The 16,748-nt window shown below is 61.9% G+C and carries 19 protein-coding genes; 7 read left to right on the top strand and 12 right to left on the bottom strand.

Translation table 11 applies throughout. The features are described 5' to 3' along the window. Position 1: 1 nt before the first annotated feature. Positions 2–592, bottom strand: coding sequence for an acyl-homoserine-lactone synthase (locus VGL01_RS01040; RefSeq protein WP_331566191.1), 591 nt, complete (start codon positions 590–592; stop codon positions 2–4). A gap of 144 nt (positions 593–736) precedes the next feature. Between VGL01_RS01040 and VGL01_RS01035 the strand changes: the two genes are divergently transcribed. Next, on the top strand, positions 737–1,066 hold the full coding sequence (locus tag VGL01_RS01035) for a helix-turn-helix domain-containing protein (RefSeq protein WP_414720140.1): 330 nt from the start codon (positions 737–739) through the stop codon (positions 1,064–1,066). Here VGL01_RS01035 and VGL01_RS01030 read toward each other — a convergent pair. Both VGL01_RS01030 and VGL01_RS01025 read right to left on the bottom strand, forming a co-directional pair. After that, positions 1,029–1,733, bottom strand: coding sequence for an autoinducer binding domain-containing protein (locus VGL01_RS01030; RefSeq protein ID WP_331566563.1), 705 nt, complete (start codon positions 1,731–1,733; stop codon positions 1,029–1,031). The two genes, VGL01_RS01035 and VGL01_RS01030, sit on opposite strands and share 38 nt — an antisense overlap. A 502-nt stretch (positions 1,734–2,235) precedes the next feature. Then, positions 2,236–2,694 carry a CBS domain-containing protein gene (locus VGL01_RS01025; RefSeq protein ID WP_331566189.1) on the bottom strand — a complete coding sequence of 153 codons (459 nt, stop codon included), beginning with the start codon at positions 2,692–2,694 and terminating at the stop codon, positions 2,236–2,238. Between the two features lie 219 nt (positions 2,695–2,913). Here VGL01_RS01025 and ribA point away from each other — a divergent pair, with 219 nt between their 5' ends. Beyond that, positions 2,914–3,561, top strand: coding sequence for a GTP cyclohydrolase II (ribA, locus tag VGL01_RS01020; protein WP_331566187.1), 648 nt, complete (start codon positions 2,914–2,916; stop codon positions 3,559–3,561). Positions 3,562–3,690: 129 nt separating this feature from the next. Then, a complete protein-coding gene (locus VGL01_RS01015) occupies positions 3,691–4,137 on the top strand; it encodes a hypothetical protein (RefSeq protein ID WP_331566185.1) in 447 nt (148 codons plus the stop codon). Here VGL01_RS01015 and VGL01_RS01010 read toward each other — a convergent pair. The 3 genes from VGL01_RS01010 to VGL01_RS01000 all read right to left on the bottom strand — a co-directional run bounded on the left by VGL01_RS01010 (position 4,130) and on the right by VGL01_RS01000 (position 7,916). After that, the gene (locus VGL01_RS01010) at positions 4,130–5,005 is read right to left on the bottom strand and encodes an MBL fold metallo-hydrolase (protein WP_331566183.1); all 876 of its coding nucleotides are present in this window, start codon (positions 5,003–5,005) and stop codon (positions 4,130–4,132) included. The two genes, VGL01_RS01015 and VGL01_RS01010, sit on opposite strands and share 8 nt — an antisense overlap. Before the next feature lie 301 nt (positions 5,006–5,306). Continuing rightward, on the bottom strand, positions 5,307–6,206 hold the full coding sequence (locus VGL01_RS01005; RefSeq protein WP_331566181.1) for a LysR family transcriptional regulator: 900 nt from the start codon (positions 6,204–6,206) through the stop codon (positions 5,307–5,309). A 33-nt stretch (positions 6,207–6,239) separates the two neighbouring features. Beyond that, positions 6,240–7,916, bottom strand: coding sequence for an ABC transporter substrate-binding protein (locus tag VGL01_RS01000; protein ID WP_331566179.1), 1,677 nt, complete (start codon positions 7,914–7,916; stop codon positions 6,240–6,242). Positions 7,917–8,114: 198 nt separating this feature from the next. On the opposite strand from VGL01_RS01000, the gene VGL01_RS00995 reads away from it, so the two are divergent. The 3 genes from VGL01_RS00995 to iolG all read left to right on the top strand — a co-directional run bounded on the left by VGL01_RS00995 (position 8,115) and on the right by iolG (position 11,103). Next, positions 8,115–9,134: a sugar ABC transporter substrate-binding protein gene (locus VGL01_RS00995; RefSeq protein WP_414720139.1), complete on the top strand. Its 1,020-nt coding sequence runs from the start codon at positions 8,115–8,117 to the stop codon at positions 9,132–9,134. 77 nt (positions 9,135–9,211) lie between these two features. Then, positions 9,212–9,985, top strand: a complete 774-nt coding sequence (locus tag VGL01_RS00990) for a TIM barrel protein (RefSeq protein ID WP_331566177.1) — start codon at positions 9,212–9,214, stop codon at positions 9,983–9,985. 110 nt (positions 9,986–10,095) lie between these two features. After that, a complete protein-coding gene (gene iolG, locus VGL01_RS00985; RefSeq protein WP_331566175.1) occupies positions 10,096–11,103 on the top strand; it encodes an inositol 2-dehydrogenase in 1,008 nt (335 codons plus the stop codon). Positions 11,104–11,132: 29 nt separating this feature from the next. On the opposite strand, the gene VGL01_RS00980 is transcribed toward iolG, so the two are convergent. From VGL01_RS00980 to VGL01_RS00970, 3 genes are all read right to left on the bottom strand, one after another. Next, positions 11,133–11,855 carry a hypothetical protein gene (locus VGL01_RS00980; RefSeq protein WP_331566173.1) on the bottom strand — a complete coding sequence of 241 codons (723 nt, stop codon included), beginning with the start codon at positions 11,853–11,855 and terminating at the stop codon, positions 11,133–11,135. Between the two features lie 104 nt (positions 11,856–11,959). Beyond that, positions 11,960–12,580, bottom strand: a complete 621-nt coding sequence (locus tag VGL01_RS00975) for an acyl-homoserine-lactone synthase (RefSeq protein WP_331566171.1) — start codon at positions 12,578–12,580, stop codon at positions 11,960–11,962. 250 nt (positions 12,581–12,830) lie between these two features. After that, entirely contained in the window at positions 12,831–13,274 is a 444-nt protein-coding gene (locus tag VGL01_RS00970) for a DUF4902 domain-containing protein (RefSeq protein WP_331566169.1), read from the bottom strand. Positions 13,275–13,362: 88 nt separating this feature from the next. Between VGL01_RS00970 and VGL01_RS00965 the strand changes: the two genes are divergently transcribed. Further along, positions 13,363–14,082, top strand: coding sequence for an autoinducer binding domain-containing protein (locus VGL01_RS00965; protein WP_331566167.1), 720 nt, complete (start codon positions 13,363–13,365; stop codon positions 14,080–14,082). Between the two features lie 59 nt (positions 14,083–14,141). On the opposite strand, the gene VGL01_RS00960 is transcribed toward VGL01_RS00965, so the two are convergent. The 3 genes from VGL01_RS00960 to VGL01_RS00950 form a co-directional block, all read right to left on the bottom strand. Continuing rightward, a complete protein-coding gene (locus VGL01_RS00960; RefSeq protein ID WP_331566165.1) occupies positions 14,142–15,887 on the bottom strand; it encodes an AMP-binding protein in 1,746 nt (581 codons plus the stop codon). A 169-nt stretch (positions 15,888–16,056) separates the two neighbouring features. Beyond that, positions 16,057–16,302 carry a hypothetical protein gene (locus VGL01_RS00955; protein WP_331566559.1) on the bottom strand — a complete coding sequence of 82 codons (246 nt, stop codon included), beginning with the start codon at positions 16,300–16,302 and terminating at the stop codon, positions 16,057–16,059. A 136-nt stretch (positions 16,303–16,438) separates the two neighbouring features. Further along, a partial coding sequence (locus VGL01_RS00950; protein WP_331566163.1) for a pyridoxal-phosphate dependent enzyme occupies positions 16,439–16,748 on the bottom strand: 310 nt, incomplete at its 5' end.

Below are 16,748 nucleotides of genomic sequence, written 5' to 3'. Positions count from 1 at the left end.
TTCAGGCGGCTTCGGCGCAGTGCTCGAAGAGCGCATGATGCGTTTGCTCTCCGAGCTCGATCGTGAGTCCGACTGCGTTTTCGACACCGATTCTCATCGGCGGTCCGAAGCGGCGCGTCTCGACACCGGTTTTCCGCAGCAACCGTTCGATCGCCGTCGTCGTGACCGTCACATAGCTGGAAATACCCATCCGATCTGCGAACTTCACGACTTCGCGCATGGCATCCAGGGCGAGGCCCGCGAAGCCGAACCCGGGTGTTTCCGGTGCGACGATCGCAAAGCGGCTCAACTCCCAGACGTCATGCGAGGACGGTGCGGGCTGACCGTGAAGCAACTGCCCGAACGTGTCGCGCAGCATGTAAGGTCCGACGGTCGGCATGATTCGCCAGCAACCGCATAACGTATCGTTCTCGTCCTGCACGAACATGTAGTGCGGCGAGAGCGCATCGTAGCCGTCGATCTCCATGCCCGAGAGGATGGCGACTTCCCATCCCATTCGTTCGCCGAACACCTTGGCGCGTAGGCGGTACATCTGCGCGAGTGCATCGAGACCAAAGCTCTGTTGCGACCCAATCGTGATTTTTGCGTTCATGTCGTCTCCATGGGTTGGCCCTACCTAATGCGCATAGACGATATGCACTTTGCGTGCAGTGCGTAACTGTCAAGCAAGATAGGTACAAATGCGCGCCGATAATTGGGATGATTCGCGCACCACGTACGGACCCAGGTGAAACCCATGACGACGATTGGCAGCTATCCAATGGAATCGGACGAATTTGCGCGACCCGTTCGCACCGAAATCGACAGCAACTTTATTCAGGCGTATCGACGAAAAATCCGCGAGAGCCAGAAGGTTTTCTGGTCTCGTTTCGGTGTAACGCAATCGAGAGGCAGTCGCTTCGAGCTCGGTGCGAATATTCCGAAGCCCGTCATGATGTTATTGAGGCTTTACTTCGAGGGGCGGATCACGGACGACGATATCGCGAGCGTCAACCTTCGTCGCCCAGCGGCGCATCGTCCGCCGATGTTCAATCGGGATCTATCAAACCCATTCGGGTCGCTTTGACTGCGGCTGCGCTTCGCGAACTCACACCGAACTTCGTTCGGATGTTCGCCATGTGGAAGTTGACGGTGGCTTCCGAGCAGCCGAAGATCTTCGCGATCTCCCAGGTCGATTTGCCTTGCGCGGTCCATTGCAGGCATTCGTATTCACGCGGCGTCAGTTTCGGTATCAAGGACGCCGTGTGGCTTGCGACGAACCGTTGAGCGGTATCGAACGCCACATCGCGCAGCAACGTGAGCGTCGGCAGATACCGCCGCACCTGATTGTCGAGCTCGCGGGCCGACTGGTCGCCGCATACGAAGCACAGCATGCCGACTTCCTGCTTGGGCCCGTGAATCGGCAACGAGATGCCGGTGCACAGCCCGTGGCGTCGCGCTTCTTCGTACATTTCCTGTTGCCCGCGGTCAGTGAAGAGCGACGACGACCAGATCAGCGGCGCCGTCTGAGTCATGCAGTGCGAAACCGTGGGATCGATCCGCACGAAGGCTCGTTCGTCGTAGGTGTCACGCCAGGCGGAGGCGTAATCGCTGCGTAGGTAAACATCGCTGAAGCGCATGCCGGGCCGCGGTATGACGGCGAACAACGTCTGGTCGAAGCCGCATCGCTTGCCCAGGACCGCGAGCGCATCAAACCAGGATTGCTCGTTGGTTGCCCGCCATAACGGCGCCATGGGCTCGATAAATTGACGCGGCATATGTCCTCGATGACGAAAATGTTACTGCTGTTTCACCCGCATAGGTCGGCATTTTATTCTCCGCCCGTCAAGTATTTTCGCTTGCCGGGAAATCAGGATGGCTATCGCCTTATTGATGAGATGCAAGGGTATATCAAAAATAGCGTGTTTGAGTAGGGGCTCGACGCAGGGATACGCGGTATCGATTTCAAATTGAATCACTTCATTTCCGGTGTCTCGTAGTAATTAATTTTATGTAGTCTGTGAATTAGATTTTCGACTAAAGAGCGAATCCCAAATGCGGCAATTGGAATTGCGGCCGGAAGAGCACGGGCGCGGGGTCGCAAAGCGGGTTGGAATCGTTCATGGATGGCCGGCGACGGCGAGCGGAAAGAGTCGCGCTGCGCTGTCCGCATTGGCGTAGCGCAGCCGTCGGCGCGACCTGCCGGTCGGGTTTGCCGCGGTTCGCGAGCGCGTGAAGGCGCGTCGCGTTCGGCGCTCAGGTACGGACGCCGGTGATGTAGTGTTCGAGTTGCTGAATGGTGAATTGCTGATCCGTGATAATTGTTTTCACGAGGTCTCCGATCGAAATCATGCCGATCAGTTGCTCGTTGTCGAGCACTGGCAGGTGACGCATGCGATGCGTCGTCATCAGCGCCATGCACTGCTCCGCGGAGTCGGCTGGCGTGACGTAGCGGACCTGGCGGGTCATGATGTCGCGCACCGGCGTGGTCTTCGACGAGCGGTCCATCAGGACGATTTTCCGGGCGTAATCGCGTTCGGTGACGATGCCTGCGATCTCGGTGCCGTCGAGGACGACGAGCGCGCCGATGTGATGCGCGGCCATCATCTTGACCGCTTCGTAGACGGAAGCATCGGCGGTGATGGTGACGACGGGCCGATTTTCGCCGGGTTGGGGCTCGGTTTTCGATTTGAGGATTTGCGCAACGCTCGTCATGGCCGGGGTCTCCGCTCTCGTTCAATGGCAGCCGGGCTCCGTTGGCGGATCGAGCGCCCACGGACGCGGCTGACAGAGTGCAGTATAGGCGGTGGAGGCGGCGACCGCCCGAATCGGCCGCCCGCCGGGCCGCGGCGGGCGAATAGCGGTACACTCGCGTTTTGTGCGCGCCATCGTCGGCGCCGGACGTTTTGTCGCATTCCACCCGATTCGAAAGTCATGCCCACGCATTCTGAGCCGCTGCCCGAGGGCGACGGCAGTGAACAACGATGTGTCACGCTCGCCGCCACGGCGACGCTTCCGACCCGCTATGGGACCTTCACGTCATACGCATTCCGTGCGGACGCGGAAAATGCCGAACACCTGGCCCTGGTCATGGGCGATGTGGCGAACCGGCAATCCGTGCTGACGCGGCTTCATTCCGAGTGCCTGACGGGCGACGTGCTCGGCTCCTACCGCTGCGATTGCGGCGAGCAGCTCGACCTGGCGCTACGCTACATCGCGGCGGAGGGGCATGGTGTCCTGCTTTATCTCCGAGGGCACGAAGGGCGGGGTATTGGCTTGTCGAACAAGATTCGGGCGTATGCGCTGCAGGAGCAGGGCCTCGATACCGTCGAAGCCAACCTGGAGCTCGGACTGCCCGACGATGCTCGCGAGTACGATTCAGCCGCTGCGATTTTGCGGATGCTCAAAGTCACGTCCGTGAGGCTCATGAGCAACAACCCGAAGAAGTTCGATACGCTCGCGAAGCACGGCATTCCGGTTTGCGAGCGCGTCGCGCTCGCAATCCCGGCGCGCGACGAAAACGAGCGCTATATCCGGACGAAGCAGGTCAAGTTCGGGCATTACTTCGAAGAGAACGAGTAGGTTGGGGTTGGGGCATGTAGAACGTACCCTGAAGGTAGTTCGTCTTACTGTGTTGACTCTTCACGCTCGCCGGAACCGTATATAACCGTACGACCGAAGAGGGATGGGAAGTCAGTCAAGTTTTCGATCATGCCTGCGCTGATCTCGTCAAAGTCAGTATCGCCGCAGAGGGCGACCCGAAGCGAGCCGGATTCTCGCAAGCTTGGGTGGGACAACATCGCGGTGCGGTATGTCGGTCAACACGAAAGACAGCGAACGGGCGCAGCGCTCAGGCTTCCATCGGATGTCGACAAGCTGCCAACCCGAAGTGTCGGCAGGTTTGTTGAGCGGCTCGCGCAAGCCTACGGCATTCAATACCGGCGCTCGGGCCTCGACGATTTCGCGGAAGCAGTGACACGAGCCGCGGGTGACGATGTCGAACTCGATTTCACGGGGAAGCTGCTGGTTGCACTCAAGAAGCAGAATCGGATTAACGGCCGGCAGTTTGCCCGATTGATGGCGACGATACCCTGTAATGCGGCTGTCCCGGCAAACCAGGCCGTCAAACAGGAGGGAGCGGAAGAGCAGCCTATTTAAACTGCCAAACGAAGCGATCGTCGTGCTTTTGAACCGTGCCCGCCGAGGTGCCGGCGAAGTGCGGCGTAAATACGGTGGCGCCGGATTGCGCCGCACGTTCAAGCAACCATTTACGTGATCGGGTTGCGCCATCCCGGTCTGCGCAGAACGTCGAACTCCAGTTCGGGCGGTACGCCTGAATCGGGTGGTGCCAGATGTCGCCGGTAAACAGCGCGCGCTCGCCTGCCGACTCGATTTCGATCGACATGTGCCCAACGCAGTGGCCAGGTGTCGGATGGAATTTGATGCCCGGCAGATATTCTCCGCCGTTGGCCCCGATTTCGTCCGACAGGCCTGCTTCTATCACAGGCAGCACACTGTCTTCGAATACCATTCGGCGCTTTTGTCCGGCATCCGTCGCAAAAAACTCTCGTTCCGGGGTGGCCAGCACATAGCGCGCATTGGGGAAAGTCGGCACCCATTTGCCGTCCCGCAGAACGGTGTTCCAACCCACGTGATCGACATGCAGGTGAGTCAGTAGCACCAGGTCGACATCCTCGGGATTGACTCCTGCGAGCGCGAGACGCTCGAGATACGGCGTATTTAATTGGTGGAAAATGGCGCTAAATGGTCGATCTTTGTGGTTTCCGCTGGCGGTATCGACAAGGATAACTTGCCCACCACGGCGCACGACCCACGTGTGGACGCTCAACATGAAATTCTCTTCCGCCGCATCGAGATGGTTGCCTGAGAGCCAGGTGCGATGCTCATCGATCACGGTCGATTCGAAGTCGGGAAACAGCGCGCTCGTCTTGAGCGAGAACAGTTGTTCCGTAACTTTCGTGATAGTCGCATCGCCGACGCGATAGATAGGGTGGGTATCGTTCATATCGGCCTCGAAAGAGAAAATGGCGGGCGCGCGGAACCACTCTTCGTCCCGCATAGCACACGCGCTGGTTGGCAACCATGGAGGTTCGGCCGCGGGCTATCGGGTTGGATGACGCCGCCGTCGTACCTCTACATCTCCACTATTGCGGAAAGCGCCGGAATATGCCAATGCCGTTTGGCCACGCAAGTGATGCCCATGAGGCATCACCCAACGATGAGGATGCGCGCTGCCTGCATCTGCCGCTTGCAATCGCGATGGCCAGGGTTGTCGAATGCGAGGGAACCGGCGGGACGTAACTGAATCAGCCCGTCATTTGCGCGTGCACGGCGGTCAGCATGGCAATGAAACGCGCTAATGCGGGGTTTTGGTTCTGCGTTGGGTAGGCGAACGCAAGCGGGATGGCTAAAGGCAGATCGGCCAACTCCAGAAACTGGACACGTGCCGGTTGTCGGCCGATATTGCCCGCGTTCACGATCGCTGCGCCGATGCCAGCCGACACAAGAGACAGAATGGCTGTTTCGGTGGTGACTTCCTGAACCACGTTAAGAGTCAGTCCTGCCTTGAGGCAGGCGTGAATCAGATAGTCGTGGTATGCGGGGTATGTGTACCGTGGAAACGCAATAATTGGCTTTCCGTTCAATTCGTTGGCACGAACGGCTTGATCGCCCGGCCAGCCCCATTGCTTTGGCACGGCAAGGCGGACACTCTTATGCATGAGTGGGATGGTGCTGATCTCGGCAGGGAGTTCCTCGAACGTGTAGATAAAGCCGCCATCGATGCGATCCGCGATGAGCGATTCAACCTGTTCGGGCGAATTCAAGGGCAGTAACTCGAGGTGCACTCCGGGCGCCCGTTCCTGATAGTGTGCGAATAGCTCAGGCACGAGTCCTTCCCAACTACTGTTCTCGACAAAACCAATCCGTAGGCTGCCTTCAAGGCCTTCGGAAACACGCCTGGCGGCGCGAGTCGCGGCCGCGAGCGTCGCGAGCACCACTCGGACCTCCCGGAGAAACAGTTCTCCGGCCGGCGTCAGCGTCACACCACTCGTTGTGCGCTGAAAAAGTGCGACCCCGACTTCGGCCTCGAGGTCCTGGATCTGGCGCGTGATAGCCGGTTGCGTCACGTGAATCCGTTCCGCGGCCACGCGGAAACTGTGCCCCTCGGCGACAGCGACGAAATAGCGCAGGTGACGCAGTTCCATTTTGCATCCGCTGATGAAGTGAGTGGAATGACGTTACATACTACCGCTGCGCCCTGGTCGCCCTCGCACTTCGCCCGCTCGGGCAAGGTCATCCTGCAATCGGGCAATGCCCGTTCGCACGTCGCCATTGCCATCGAACAGCAGCCGTTCGAGATGGCTGCCGAGCACCTCGATCAGATGGTGATAGCGCGGACCCCGCGAGGAGGGAAACGACGCAACCTGTCTTGTCCTTGCGAGTTCATCCATCACTGCGATTACGCGGTTGCGCTGCAGAACGTAACGGTCTTCGGCAACGGAATGGCGCGCGTTTCCGGCTGCGCCGTGCAGCACGAAGTACTTCATCAGTTCGGGAGAGGTCAGCGTCTCGATCGCCCGCCAGGCACGCGTGGTAGCGCGCGCTCCGTTGCGCGACGGGATCGCGAGCAGCGCTCCGCCAAGCGGCGATATCGGCGTCATGTTCGGCGTTATCGTCGGATGGAATTGCAGTCCGATACGGCCGCCTTTGTGCAACAGCATGTGACTGTCGAGCAGGCCGTAGCGATTCGACCAGTGATAGCACATCGCTGCCTTTCCCCCTCCGAACATCTGCGCATTGCGCGTCCAGTCCATGCTGCGCAGATTGGGCGGTGACCAGGGAATCAGCGCGCGCAGATACTCGATTACATTTCGCCCGCTTTCATTGTCGACGAGCAGCACGCCTCGTTCGTCGTAAGTCATCTGTCCTTGCGCGCCGAGAATCTGCAGGAACGATTCGGCGAGCGGTAGGCCCGGCGCTGCATTCCATGTGATGCCCGCGCGTTCGAGGCGGGGGCGTTGCAGACGGCTCGCGCAACGGATTACGTCGTCGAAAGTCCTCGGCGGGTCGAGGCCTTCCGCTTCAAAAAGATCGCGGCGATACCAGAGAAAGTCGAGCGTTGGCTGCAGCGGGATCGCGTACAGCTGCCCGCCGACCCATCCTGCCTGCCAGACGGCATCGTAGAAATCGGCACCTGAGAAGCTTCCTTCTGCCTGTAACGCCTGCAGCTCGCACAGACGGTCGTCTCTGCAAAGCTCCGCTAGCCACGGAAACGGAACCGCGACCAGCATCGGCGCGTTGGCGTCCAACCGGCTAGGGTCGTCGAGCGTGAGATCGAGTGTCCTGCGATAGGCGTGCTGCGGCCAGGTGAGCACCCGAAGGCGATGGCCGAGAAAACGCTCGATATCAGGCCGGTTGCGCTTGATGATCTCGAACACCGGGTCTTCATAAGCGACGAGCGTCAGATCGATCTCGTCGTTAAAACCCTCCGCGGCGGCACGCGGCCATGCGATCTCCGATGCAGGGGCGAGTGTCGCGGCATCGAAGCGATCGAACGATGAAGAGTCGCTGGCGTCGATGATGAGCCGCACAGTCTGCTCGGTGATTCTATCGAGACATTCGAGAAGCATCGCCGACGGTGTGATGCAGGCGCGATTGCCGCTTCCCGGTAGCGCGCGGAAGTGCAGCCAGCCTTTGGCCTTCAGCGCGAATACGATCCGGCGCGCGCTCGTGCGCGGCAACCCCGACCGATCGGCGAGCGCCGTGATCGCCGTGTCCTTGCCGTCCAGGTGGTTCTGAAGCAGCGTCGCAAGCACCGGCCACAGCGTTGGGGCGTCCGTCCCGAACTCGGCGCGCAGGATGTCAGCCAGCGTGTTCACGACTGCAAGAGTCGCACGACGGTCACGTGCATGCATGGGAGCCTCTTTCCTATCGGCGTCAGTGTAGCAGCGGCGGCCGCCGACACGCGCGTCAATTCAGATTCAAGTAATTGATTGAATTGAAAATAACCAGAATGGACATTGAGCGCTGCGGGCGTTTTCCCGGTGCCGGCATACGATGCAGGCACGCTATGCCGTGACGGCGGGCGACGACACCAAAGACAGGAGACATCAATGAAACGACTGTTTCGCCTGATGGCCGCGGCGGCATGGCTGCTGTGCAGTTTCCACGCGCTGGCCGCCGGCCCAAGGTTTGTGGTGGTGACCCATGCCCCCGACGCCGATCCGTTCTGGAACGTCGTGAAGAATGGCATCGCCGACGCGCAGCAGGATTTCGGCGTGACGGTCGACTACCGCAACCCGTCCAACGGCGATCTCGCCGACATGACACGTTTGCTCGAGCAGGCCGGAGCACGTCACTATGACGGCGTCGCGACGACGATCGCCGACTTCGACGTCATCCAGCGGCCAGTAAAGACGATCGTGGAGAAAGGCGATCCCGTCATCACGTTCAACTCCGGAACAGGCGAGCAGAGCCGCCGGCTCGGTGCGCTGCTGCATGTCGGGCAGCCCGAATATGAAGCCGGCAAGGAGGCTGGCGAGCGCGCCAAGGCCGCGGGTGTGAAGAGCTTCCTTTGCGTCAACAACAACGCGACCAATCCGGTTTCCTTCGAACGGTGTCGCGGCTTTGCCGACGCAATCGGTGTGGACTTCAAAAAAGCCACGCTCGATTCCGGCAACGATCCGACCGAGGTCGAAAACAAGGTGTTCGCGGCGCTTCATGCGCACCCCGAAACGCAGGCCGTGCTCGCGCTCGGCCCGACGTCGGCGGTGCCTTCGCTGCGCGCGATCCGCAAGCTCGGCCTCGCGGGCAAGGTCTACTTCGCGACGTTCGACCTGACGCCCGAAGTCGATAAAGCGATCGAAGCGGGCACCGCCGCCTTCGCGATCGACCAGCAGCCCTATCTGCAGGGCTATATCCCGGTAGCGCTTCTCGCAATCATGACGCGCGAGCACACGCGCGATGTCGCCAAAGCATGCGCCGCTCTCAAGGCCGACCCGAAATTCGTGCAACGCGTGCATATGTATGGACTCGCGCCGCATTTTGTCAGCAACGGCGTGGACACGGGCCCGGGATTCGTGACCCGCACGAACGTTGCGCTCGTTGAAAAATACGCCGGCAAGTACCGCTGATCGAATCGCCACTGCGGCCCTCAGCAGGGGAGCCGCGCAGCCCGCGCCCTCCATACCGTTTTTCCAAAGGACGTTTTATGTTCCAACTAGCCGTATGCGCCGAAATGGTGTTTCGCGACCTCCCATTTGTCGAGCGCGTTCGCGCAATTGCCGGCCTGGGTTTTCACGTCGAGATTTGGGACTGGACGAAGCACGACATCGACGCGCTCGTCGCGACGGGCGCTGCGTTCTCGTCGATGACAGGCTATGTCAGCGGCGACCTGGTCACGAAGCAGGGCGCGGCAGCATTGCTCGAGACCGCGCGGCAGTCGATCGAGGTCGCGAAGCGCTTGCGCTGCCCGCGCCTGAATCTGCACGGCACCGGCCTCGGGCCGCAAGGATTGCCCGTTACGCCGGCCGCGGCGACAACTGGCGAAATGTGGATGGCGGCATACCGCACACTGACTGACGTTGCGCAGCTCGGCCGGCATGCTGGCGTCACGTTTTGTCTTGAGAACCTGAATACGGACGTCGATCATCCGGGGGTGCCGTTCGCCCGCGCCGCGGATACGCTCGCGCTCGTCACAGCGGTGAACGACCCGCATTTGCGCCTCAACCTCGATCTGTATCACGCGCAGATCGGGGAGGGCAATCTGATCGAACTGGTACGGCGCGCGTTGCCGTATGTCGGCGAAATCCAAGTCGCGGACGTGCCCGGACGCTGCGAGCCCGGGACGGGCGAAATCCACTATCCGGCGATCGCGCGCGCGCTCGCCGAAGCCGGCTATCGAGGCACCGTCGCGCTCGAGGCATGGGCAAGCGGTAGCGACGAGGTTGCGCTACAGCGGTTCAGGGATGCGTTCGCCGTGTGAGGCGCAACGCGCTGCGCGCGCATGTCGTTCGATGCTGGCATTTAGCGCTACTAATCAATCATTCCGGGGCATCGTGGCGCCGGTATTTCACAATCACCGAGGTTACTCATATGCTGAACACTGCGCTGTTGGGCGCGGGCCGGATCGGCCAGGTTCACGCCCGATCGATCGCTGCCCATCGGGACAGCCAACTCGTTGCCGTAGCCGATGTCGTCGCCGACGCGGCGCGAAAACTTGCCGCCGAATACGGCGCTCAGGCTCGCTCGGTCGACGATATCCTTGCGGATCCCACGATCGACGCCGTGCTGATCGCAACGTCGACGGACACGCATGCCGGTCTGATCGAGCGCGCGTCGGCAGCCGGAAAGGCCGTGCTGTGCGAGAAACCCGTCGACTTGTCGCTCGAGCGCGCGCGCGCGTGCGAGGCGAGCGTGAACCGCACCGGCGCAACGGTCATGATCGGGTTCAATCGACGTTTCGATTCGAACTTCAGTGCGTTGAAAGCCGCGCTCGATGCCGGGGAGATAGGCAAGGCCGAGCTGTTGACGATTACGTCGTTCGATCCGGCGCCGCCGCCGCTGTCGTACATCGAGGTATCGGGGGGCCTGTATCGGGACATGATGATCCACGATTTCGACACTGCCTGTTGGCTGATGGGCGGTGCACCCGCGCGAATTTTTGCCAGCGGGGCATCGCTCGTCGATCCGCGGATCGGTTCGGCGGGTGATGTAGATACCGCGGTTGCGACGTTATTCTGGGCGGACGGGCGGCTCGCCGTGATCAAGAATTCGCGCCGAGCGGGCTACGGCTATGACCAGCGCGTCGAACTGCTCGGCTCGGGCGGGTTACTCGCAGCGCAGAACGTGCTTGAAAATACCGTCGAAAGGATCAGCGACGCGGGGACGTTCTCGGCCAAGCCGGTCTACTTCTTTCTCGAACGTTATCGGCGTGCATACGAGGCGGAGTGGAATGCTTTCGTCGACGCGGTGCGGGAGGGATCGCACGCCGCCGTGACTCTGGCGGATGGTGTATTGGCTCTCGCTTGCGCGGAAGCTGCCGCGCGCTCGGCGCGGAGCGGCAAAACTGAGCCGATTGCACCGGACTTGCGTGACGGGTGACATCGCGCGCGTCATTGCCCTCGACCGAACTACGACGCAAGCGTCGTGCGCCGCTGACGGTAGCTCATGGCACCGGCCTGCTGGCGCGTATCCGCGACTTCATAGCGAATGGCGAGGCCGAACAGGCGCTCGACTTCGGCCGCGACCCATGCGCACGTCTCGCGCGTGGCCGCGTGTGCGGCTTTTCCGTTGAAACGATATTCGAAGCAGACGATCACGTCGGCATTCTCGGTTCGACATGCCATATCGCGGAGTTCCGCGGGCGTCGATGCTGCCCGGGTGCGCGCGACGGCTTCGGCGAAGTGATATTCGAGCCACGCCGCAAAAAAAGCCGCGTCACCAGCATCGGATAGCACGAATATAGCCTCTCCATCGGTCAACGCCCGACTCGAGGCAGCCTGCAGCGCGTCGTAGCGCTCATTGCCGAGCGAGTCTCGGCGGGCAATCGGGTGCCCGCCCCCGGCGCTGCGCTGCCGCAGTCGATGAGCATAAAGCGCTTGCCAGAATGCAACATCGTCATCGCTTCGCGAAGGTTGCAGGACCGTTTCGCGCACGGGGGTTTGCCCCTGCACGGGACAGCGCGCCACGAGACGCGCCTCGCAAAGGGTCTCGCCGCCATACGTGACGCGGGCCTGGCGGGGCAGTCCCTGCGGCGGCAATTGCGCGTCGTCCGTCACGCCGACAGTGAAGCCCCGCCGGTCGATTGCGGCGAGCCGCATACGCTCGTCGGAACCCGCGAATTCGATGGACAACCCGGCTCTCGCGACGAAGGCCTGTATGGACGATGAACTGGGCGAGGTGCACTGGGGTTGCAAGATGACTCTCCTTCAGGCGGCATGGCTGTGAGAGGCGCGACTCAAACCGCGGCCTGCTGCGGCAGCAACGCCGGATCGAGACCGAGGGCCGCGAGCGTTTGCGAATCGATGTCGATCCAGCACGCCACGACCATGCGACCGTCGATGCGTTGAGCGGGCCCGGCCCGGTGGGCATGTACGCCGATGCGCCGGAAAAGCCGCTCCATACTCAGGAATGTGACGCCGATCAGTTGGCGGGCCCCCAGCTTGGCGGCGCACTCGACGACGGAAGCCAGCATCGGCCGCACGGCCCACGACGTGTTTTCGTCACCCAGCGCGGCGGGATCGACATTTGCCGCACTGGCCGCGAAACGGGATAATTCCCAGACGTCGTCGGATACGGGCGCGGGCATGTCCGTGGCCAGCAGGAATGGGAAGAGATCGCGAAGCAGGTAGGGGCGCGTGGTGGGCAAAAGCCGCGCACAGCCGCAAATCGATCCGGATTCGTCGTGCGCGACGATATAGATGGTGTCCTGCCGGTCGTACTGGTCGCGCTCGAAGCGGTCTTCAACGCACGGCAGCTTCCAGCCGAGCTGCTCGACGAAGACCTGGTGGCGATACTGCGCGAGTGCGTTGTCGAGGTCTTCGGGGAGGCGCCCTTCGCCGTGAACGGAAGTCCGCATGGAGTCCTCGCATATGCTTTTTTGATGGACGCATTACAGCGCGCACCCCGAGGACCGGTAACTGTCAACGTTGACAGGGTTTTTCAGGCAATACGTCTCCCGCGCGGGGGTGGCGGATTCCCCACGCTGGCTGGTGAAAATTCATATCGAGATTGAAAAGAGGGCGTAATTTCCTTATAAATGAGTCCTGTAGAGGAATGATGAGATGATTGCGGGCGGGCTCACGGGCCGCTCGCGTTCCTTTTGTCGCTTATTGCAGTGCGGGCCCGGGTGCATCGACACCGGGAGGCGGTGACAGCGCGATGCGTGCAACGGCGTTCGGCCAATTGAGCTGGGCCAGGCGGCGCATCAGCAGTTGCGCGGTTCGCGCCATACCGATATCGGTGCCGCGGGTGTCGACGCACATCACGTTGCTGCGCACATCGCCCCAGGCGATGACGAGCGCGCCGGAAGCGCGGTCGACATACCAGTCCCAGCCGACCGTCACATGGGCGCGCCCGGGGGCGCGCGCACGCTGCCATTCGGTGTAGCCGGCGCTCACGGCATCGACGGCGTCGGCACGCAATTCCTCCAACAGGCCTTCGTCGAGGCCGGAGTCGACATGGACGAGCTGCAGGTGATCCAACGCCTGTTCGGGAAGGCGCACGTAGCCGTCACGGGATGGGCCGGCGAGCAGGGTATTAGTTTGTCTCATGGGCCGGACTGTAGCAGTCCGACCCGGCCATGAGACCTGCTAACTATGACAGCGTCGGGTGGGTATCGTAGGAACCGCGAGGTACAGGATGGAGTTGCTGCGCTGGCATGATGGCTACGAGAAGCTGAACGAAGCCAAGGACGAACGTCAGCTGTTCGAGCGGATGTCCGCGGTCGCCAAGGAACTGGGGTTCGAGTACTGCTGTTATGGCATTCGGGTCCCGTTGCCGGTATCGAACCCATCGGTCGCGATTTTCGACACCTACCCCGCGGGCTGGATGAAGCACTATCAGGAAAACAACTTCATCGCGATCGATCCCACCGTGCGCGAGGGCACGACGAAGAGCAGCCTGATCGTCTGGCCCGAGGCCACGGTCAGTGCCCCGCGCCTTTGGCAAGACGCGCACGATTTCGGCATGAAGGTCGGCGTGGCGCATTCGAGCTGGGCGGCGCACGGCGTCTATGGGCTGTTGACGATGGCGCGGCCCGCCGAGATGCTCACCCCTGCCGAAACCGATCGGCTGACGCTGCAGGCGAGCTGGTTCGCCAATCTTTCGCATGCGTTGATGAGCGAGTTTCTCGTGCCGAAGCTCGCACCCGAGGCGAGCGTCGAGCTGACTCCGCGCGAATGCGAGGTGCTCTGCTGGACAGGCGAAGGCAAGACGGCGAACGAGATCGGACAAATCCTCAATATCTCCGAGCGCACGGTCAATTTCCACGTCAATAACGTGCTGTTGAAATTGAACGCGACGAACAAGATTCAGGCGGTTGTCAAGGCAATCGCAATCGGTTTGATCTCGACCGGATAACCGCCCGCGCACCTCGGGCTCGCGGCGGCCGAGCGATGCGGTTGCCGCATGCGCTCAGCTCAGCTCAGCTCGGGGAAATCCTCTTCCCGATACTCGTTAGGCAGTCGATCGGCCGCGTCGCCTCGCGCCTCTTCCCGGCGGCGCAATTCGACGCGGCGGATCTTGCCCGAAATCGTCTTCGGCAGCTCGAAGAGCTCGAGGCGGCGAATGCGCTTGTAGGGCGACAGCCGCTCGCGCGAGAAGCGAAAGACGCTTTGCGCCAGTTCCGGGCCATACGTGAAGCCGTGGCGCAGCGTGACGTAGGCCTTCGGCACGGACAGGCGCAAAGGATCGGGGCTCGGCACGACGGCGGCTTCGGCGATGGCTTCGTGCTCGATCAGCGCGCTCTCGAGTTCGAACGGGCTCAGGCGGTAATCGGCCGATTTGAAGACATCGTCGGCGCGTCCAATATAGATGTAATAGCCATCGGGCCGACGCAGCGCGATGTCGGACGTGTGGTAGAGCCCCTCGCGCATCACGTGGCGCGTGGCATCGGGGTTGTTCGCATAGCCGGTCATGAGCCCGAGCGGGCCGGCAGGTGCGCGGGCGCCGCCTGCGTTCGCCGCGGCGCCAAGTTCGAGCGCGACCTCGCCTTCGTCGCAAACGATGCCGTCGGCATCGACGAGCGTGATCCGGTAGCCCGGCATCGGCCGGCCCATCGATCCGGGAATCACGGACTGGCCCGGCGAGTTGCCGATCACGCAGGTGGTCTCGGTCTGACCGTAGCCGTCGCGTATCGTTATGCCCCAGGCCTGTTTTACCCGTTCGATGATCTCGGGGTTCAGCGGCTCGCCGGCGCCGACGATCTCTCGCAGCGAAACGGCGTAGGAGGTCAGCGGTTCTTGAACGAGCATGCGCCAGACCGTCGGCGGTGCGCATAAGGTCGTTACGCGATGCTCAACCACTGCTTCGAGCACCGCGCGGGGATCGAAGCGGGTGTACTGCATTGCGAAGACGCACGCGCCTGCATTCCACGGCGCAAACAAACAGCTCCACGCATGTTTGGCCCAGCCGGGCGAGCTGATGTTCCAGTGCATATCGCCGGGTTGTAGGCCGATCCAGTACATCGTCGACAGGCTGCCGACGGGATAGCTCTCGTGGGTGTGCTCGACGAGCTTCGGTTTCGACGTCGTGCCGGACGTGAAGTAGAGCAGCAGCGGATCGGCGGCCCGCGTCACACCGTCGGCCGTGAACTCGGCGCTGGAGGTATAGCCTTGCGAGAAATCGAGCCACCCCTCCCCAGCGCTCGTATCAGAAGCCGGCCCGACTGAGATCTTCACGAGCGGCCTGCCGCCGTTTTCGAGCCCGTCGAATTTCGCGCGCTCGGCGGCGTCGACGATGGCGAACGTCGGCTGCGCGATCTGTATGCGCTCGCGCACGTCGGCCGGTGAGAGTTGTGTCGTCGCCGGCAGCAGTACGGCGCCGAGCTTCATGACCGCCAGCATGGCGTCCCAGAGCTCGACGCAATTGGGGAGCATCAGCAGCACGCGATCGCCGCGCGCTACCCCGGCGGCCCGCAGGAAGTTGGCGATGCGCGAGGATCGCTCCGACATTTCGGCGAACGAGAGCCGGATGTCGAGTTGGGCGCCGTCGACGATCCGCAACGCTGAGGCGCTGTTGCCGCGTGCCATGACGTCGAAGTAATCGAGCGCCCAGTTGAATTCATCGAGCACGGGCCACGCAAACTCATCGTAGGCGCGCTGATAGTCGGTTCGATGGCGCAGCAGAAAATCGCGCGCGGCCAAAAAGCGTTGCGATGCTGTCATTGCTGTCTCCTGCGGCGCACGGGCTGCGATCCGTGCAAAGCGACGTCTGTTTTTCGCGCATCTTCATCGAGTGGCATGAAGTGCGTTTGGTCTAGTTATAGCTGCAGCAAGGCCGCAACCGCAACCGCAACCGCGGCGGGGGCTCGGTCACCGGCCCACCGAGGAGCCGTCAGGAGACGCCGAGCCCCCGCAGGACAGCGTTCCCATCCTCCGTCAATTGAAAGCGCGTGTCGCCTTGCTCGGTATTGACTTGCTCGATCAGCCCAGCTTCCCTGAGTAACGGGATCTCCGGCTTTGCCGCGAGGTCGACCGGCGCATGCAGCAACAGCAGGAGCGTTGCGATCTCATGGTGGCTCAGGATGCGCCGCAGCATGGTGCGTGGCTTTGGCATGGCGCGCTCGGTCGTGTCGTGCATGGCAGGGCCCTTATCCCAAAATTCAGCCGAATCGATGGTGCTCAATTCGGCTTAAGTGACGCTTAAGATCGCGGCCCTGGTTTTGCAACGAGGCGTTACGTCGTAATAATCGCGGGTGGCCCGACGAACCGTTCCATTACTCTTGCATCCACGCGTTGAATGAATCGACCAGCACGTTCGCTCCGCAGAGGACCACGGCCACCCGTTTACCCCGATATCGCGAGGGGTCTTCGAGGATTGCCGCGATGCCGAGAGCGGCAGAGGGTTCGACAACGAGGCGAGCGTGCCGGTAGAGCATGCGCATAGCCGTTACGATGCTCGTCTCTTCGACCAGCGGGACGTGGTCGGCAACGGCCAGCAGGTCATGGAGAACCGCTGGAAGGGGAAACCTGCCCGCGACACCGTCTGCGATGGTATCGGTGCGCTCGGTGGTGACGATCGATCCT

It is taken from the genome of Trinickia sp. (assembly GCF_036503415.1).
Taxonomy (GTDB): domain Bacteria; phylum Pseudomonadota; class Gammaproteobacteria; order Burkholderiales; family Burkholderiaceae; genus Trinickia.
The sequence above is the reverse complement of the archived record's forward strand: the minus strand, read 5'-3'. Positions and strand labels throughout refer to the sequence as shown.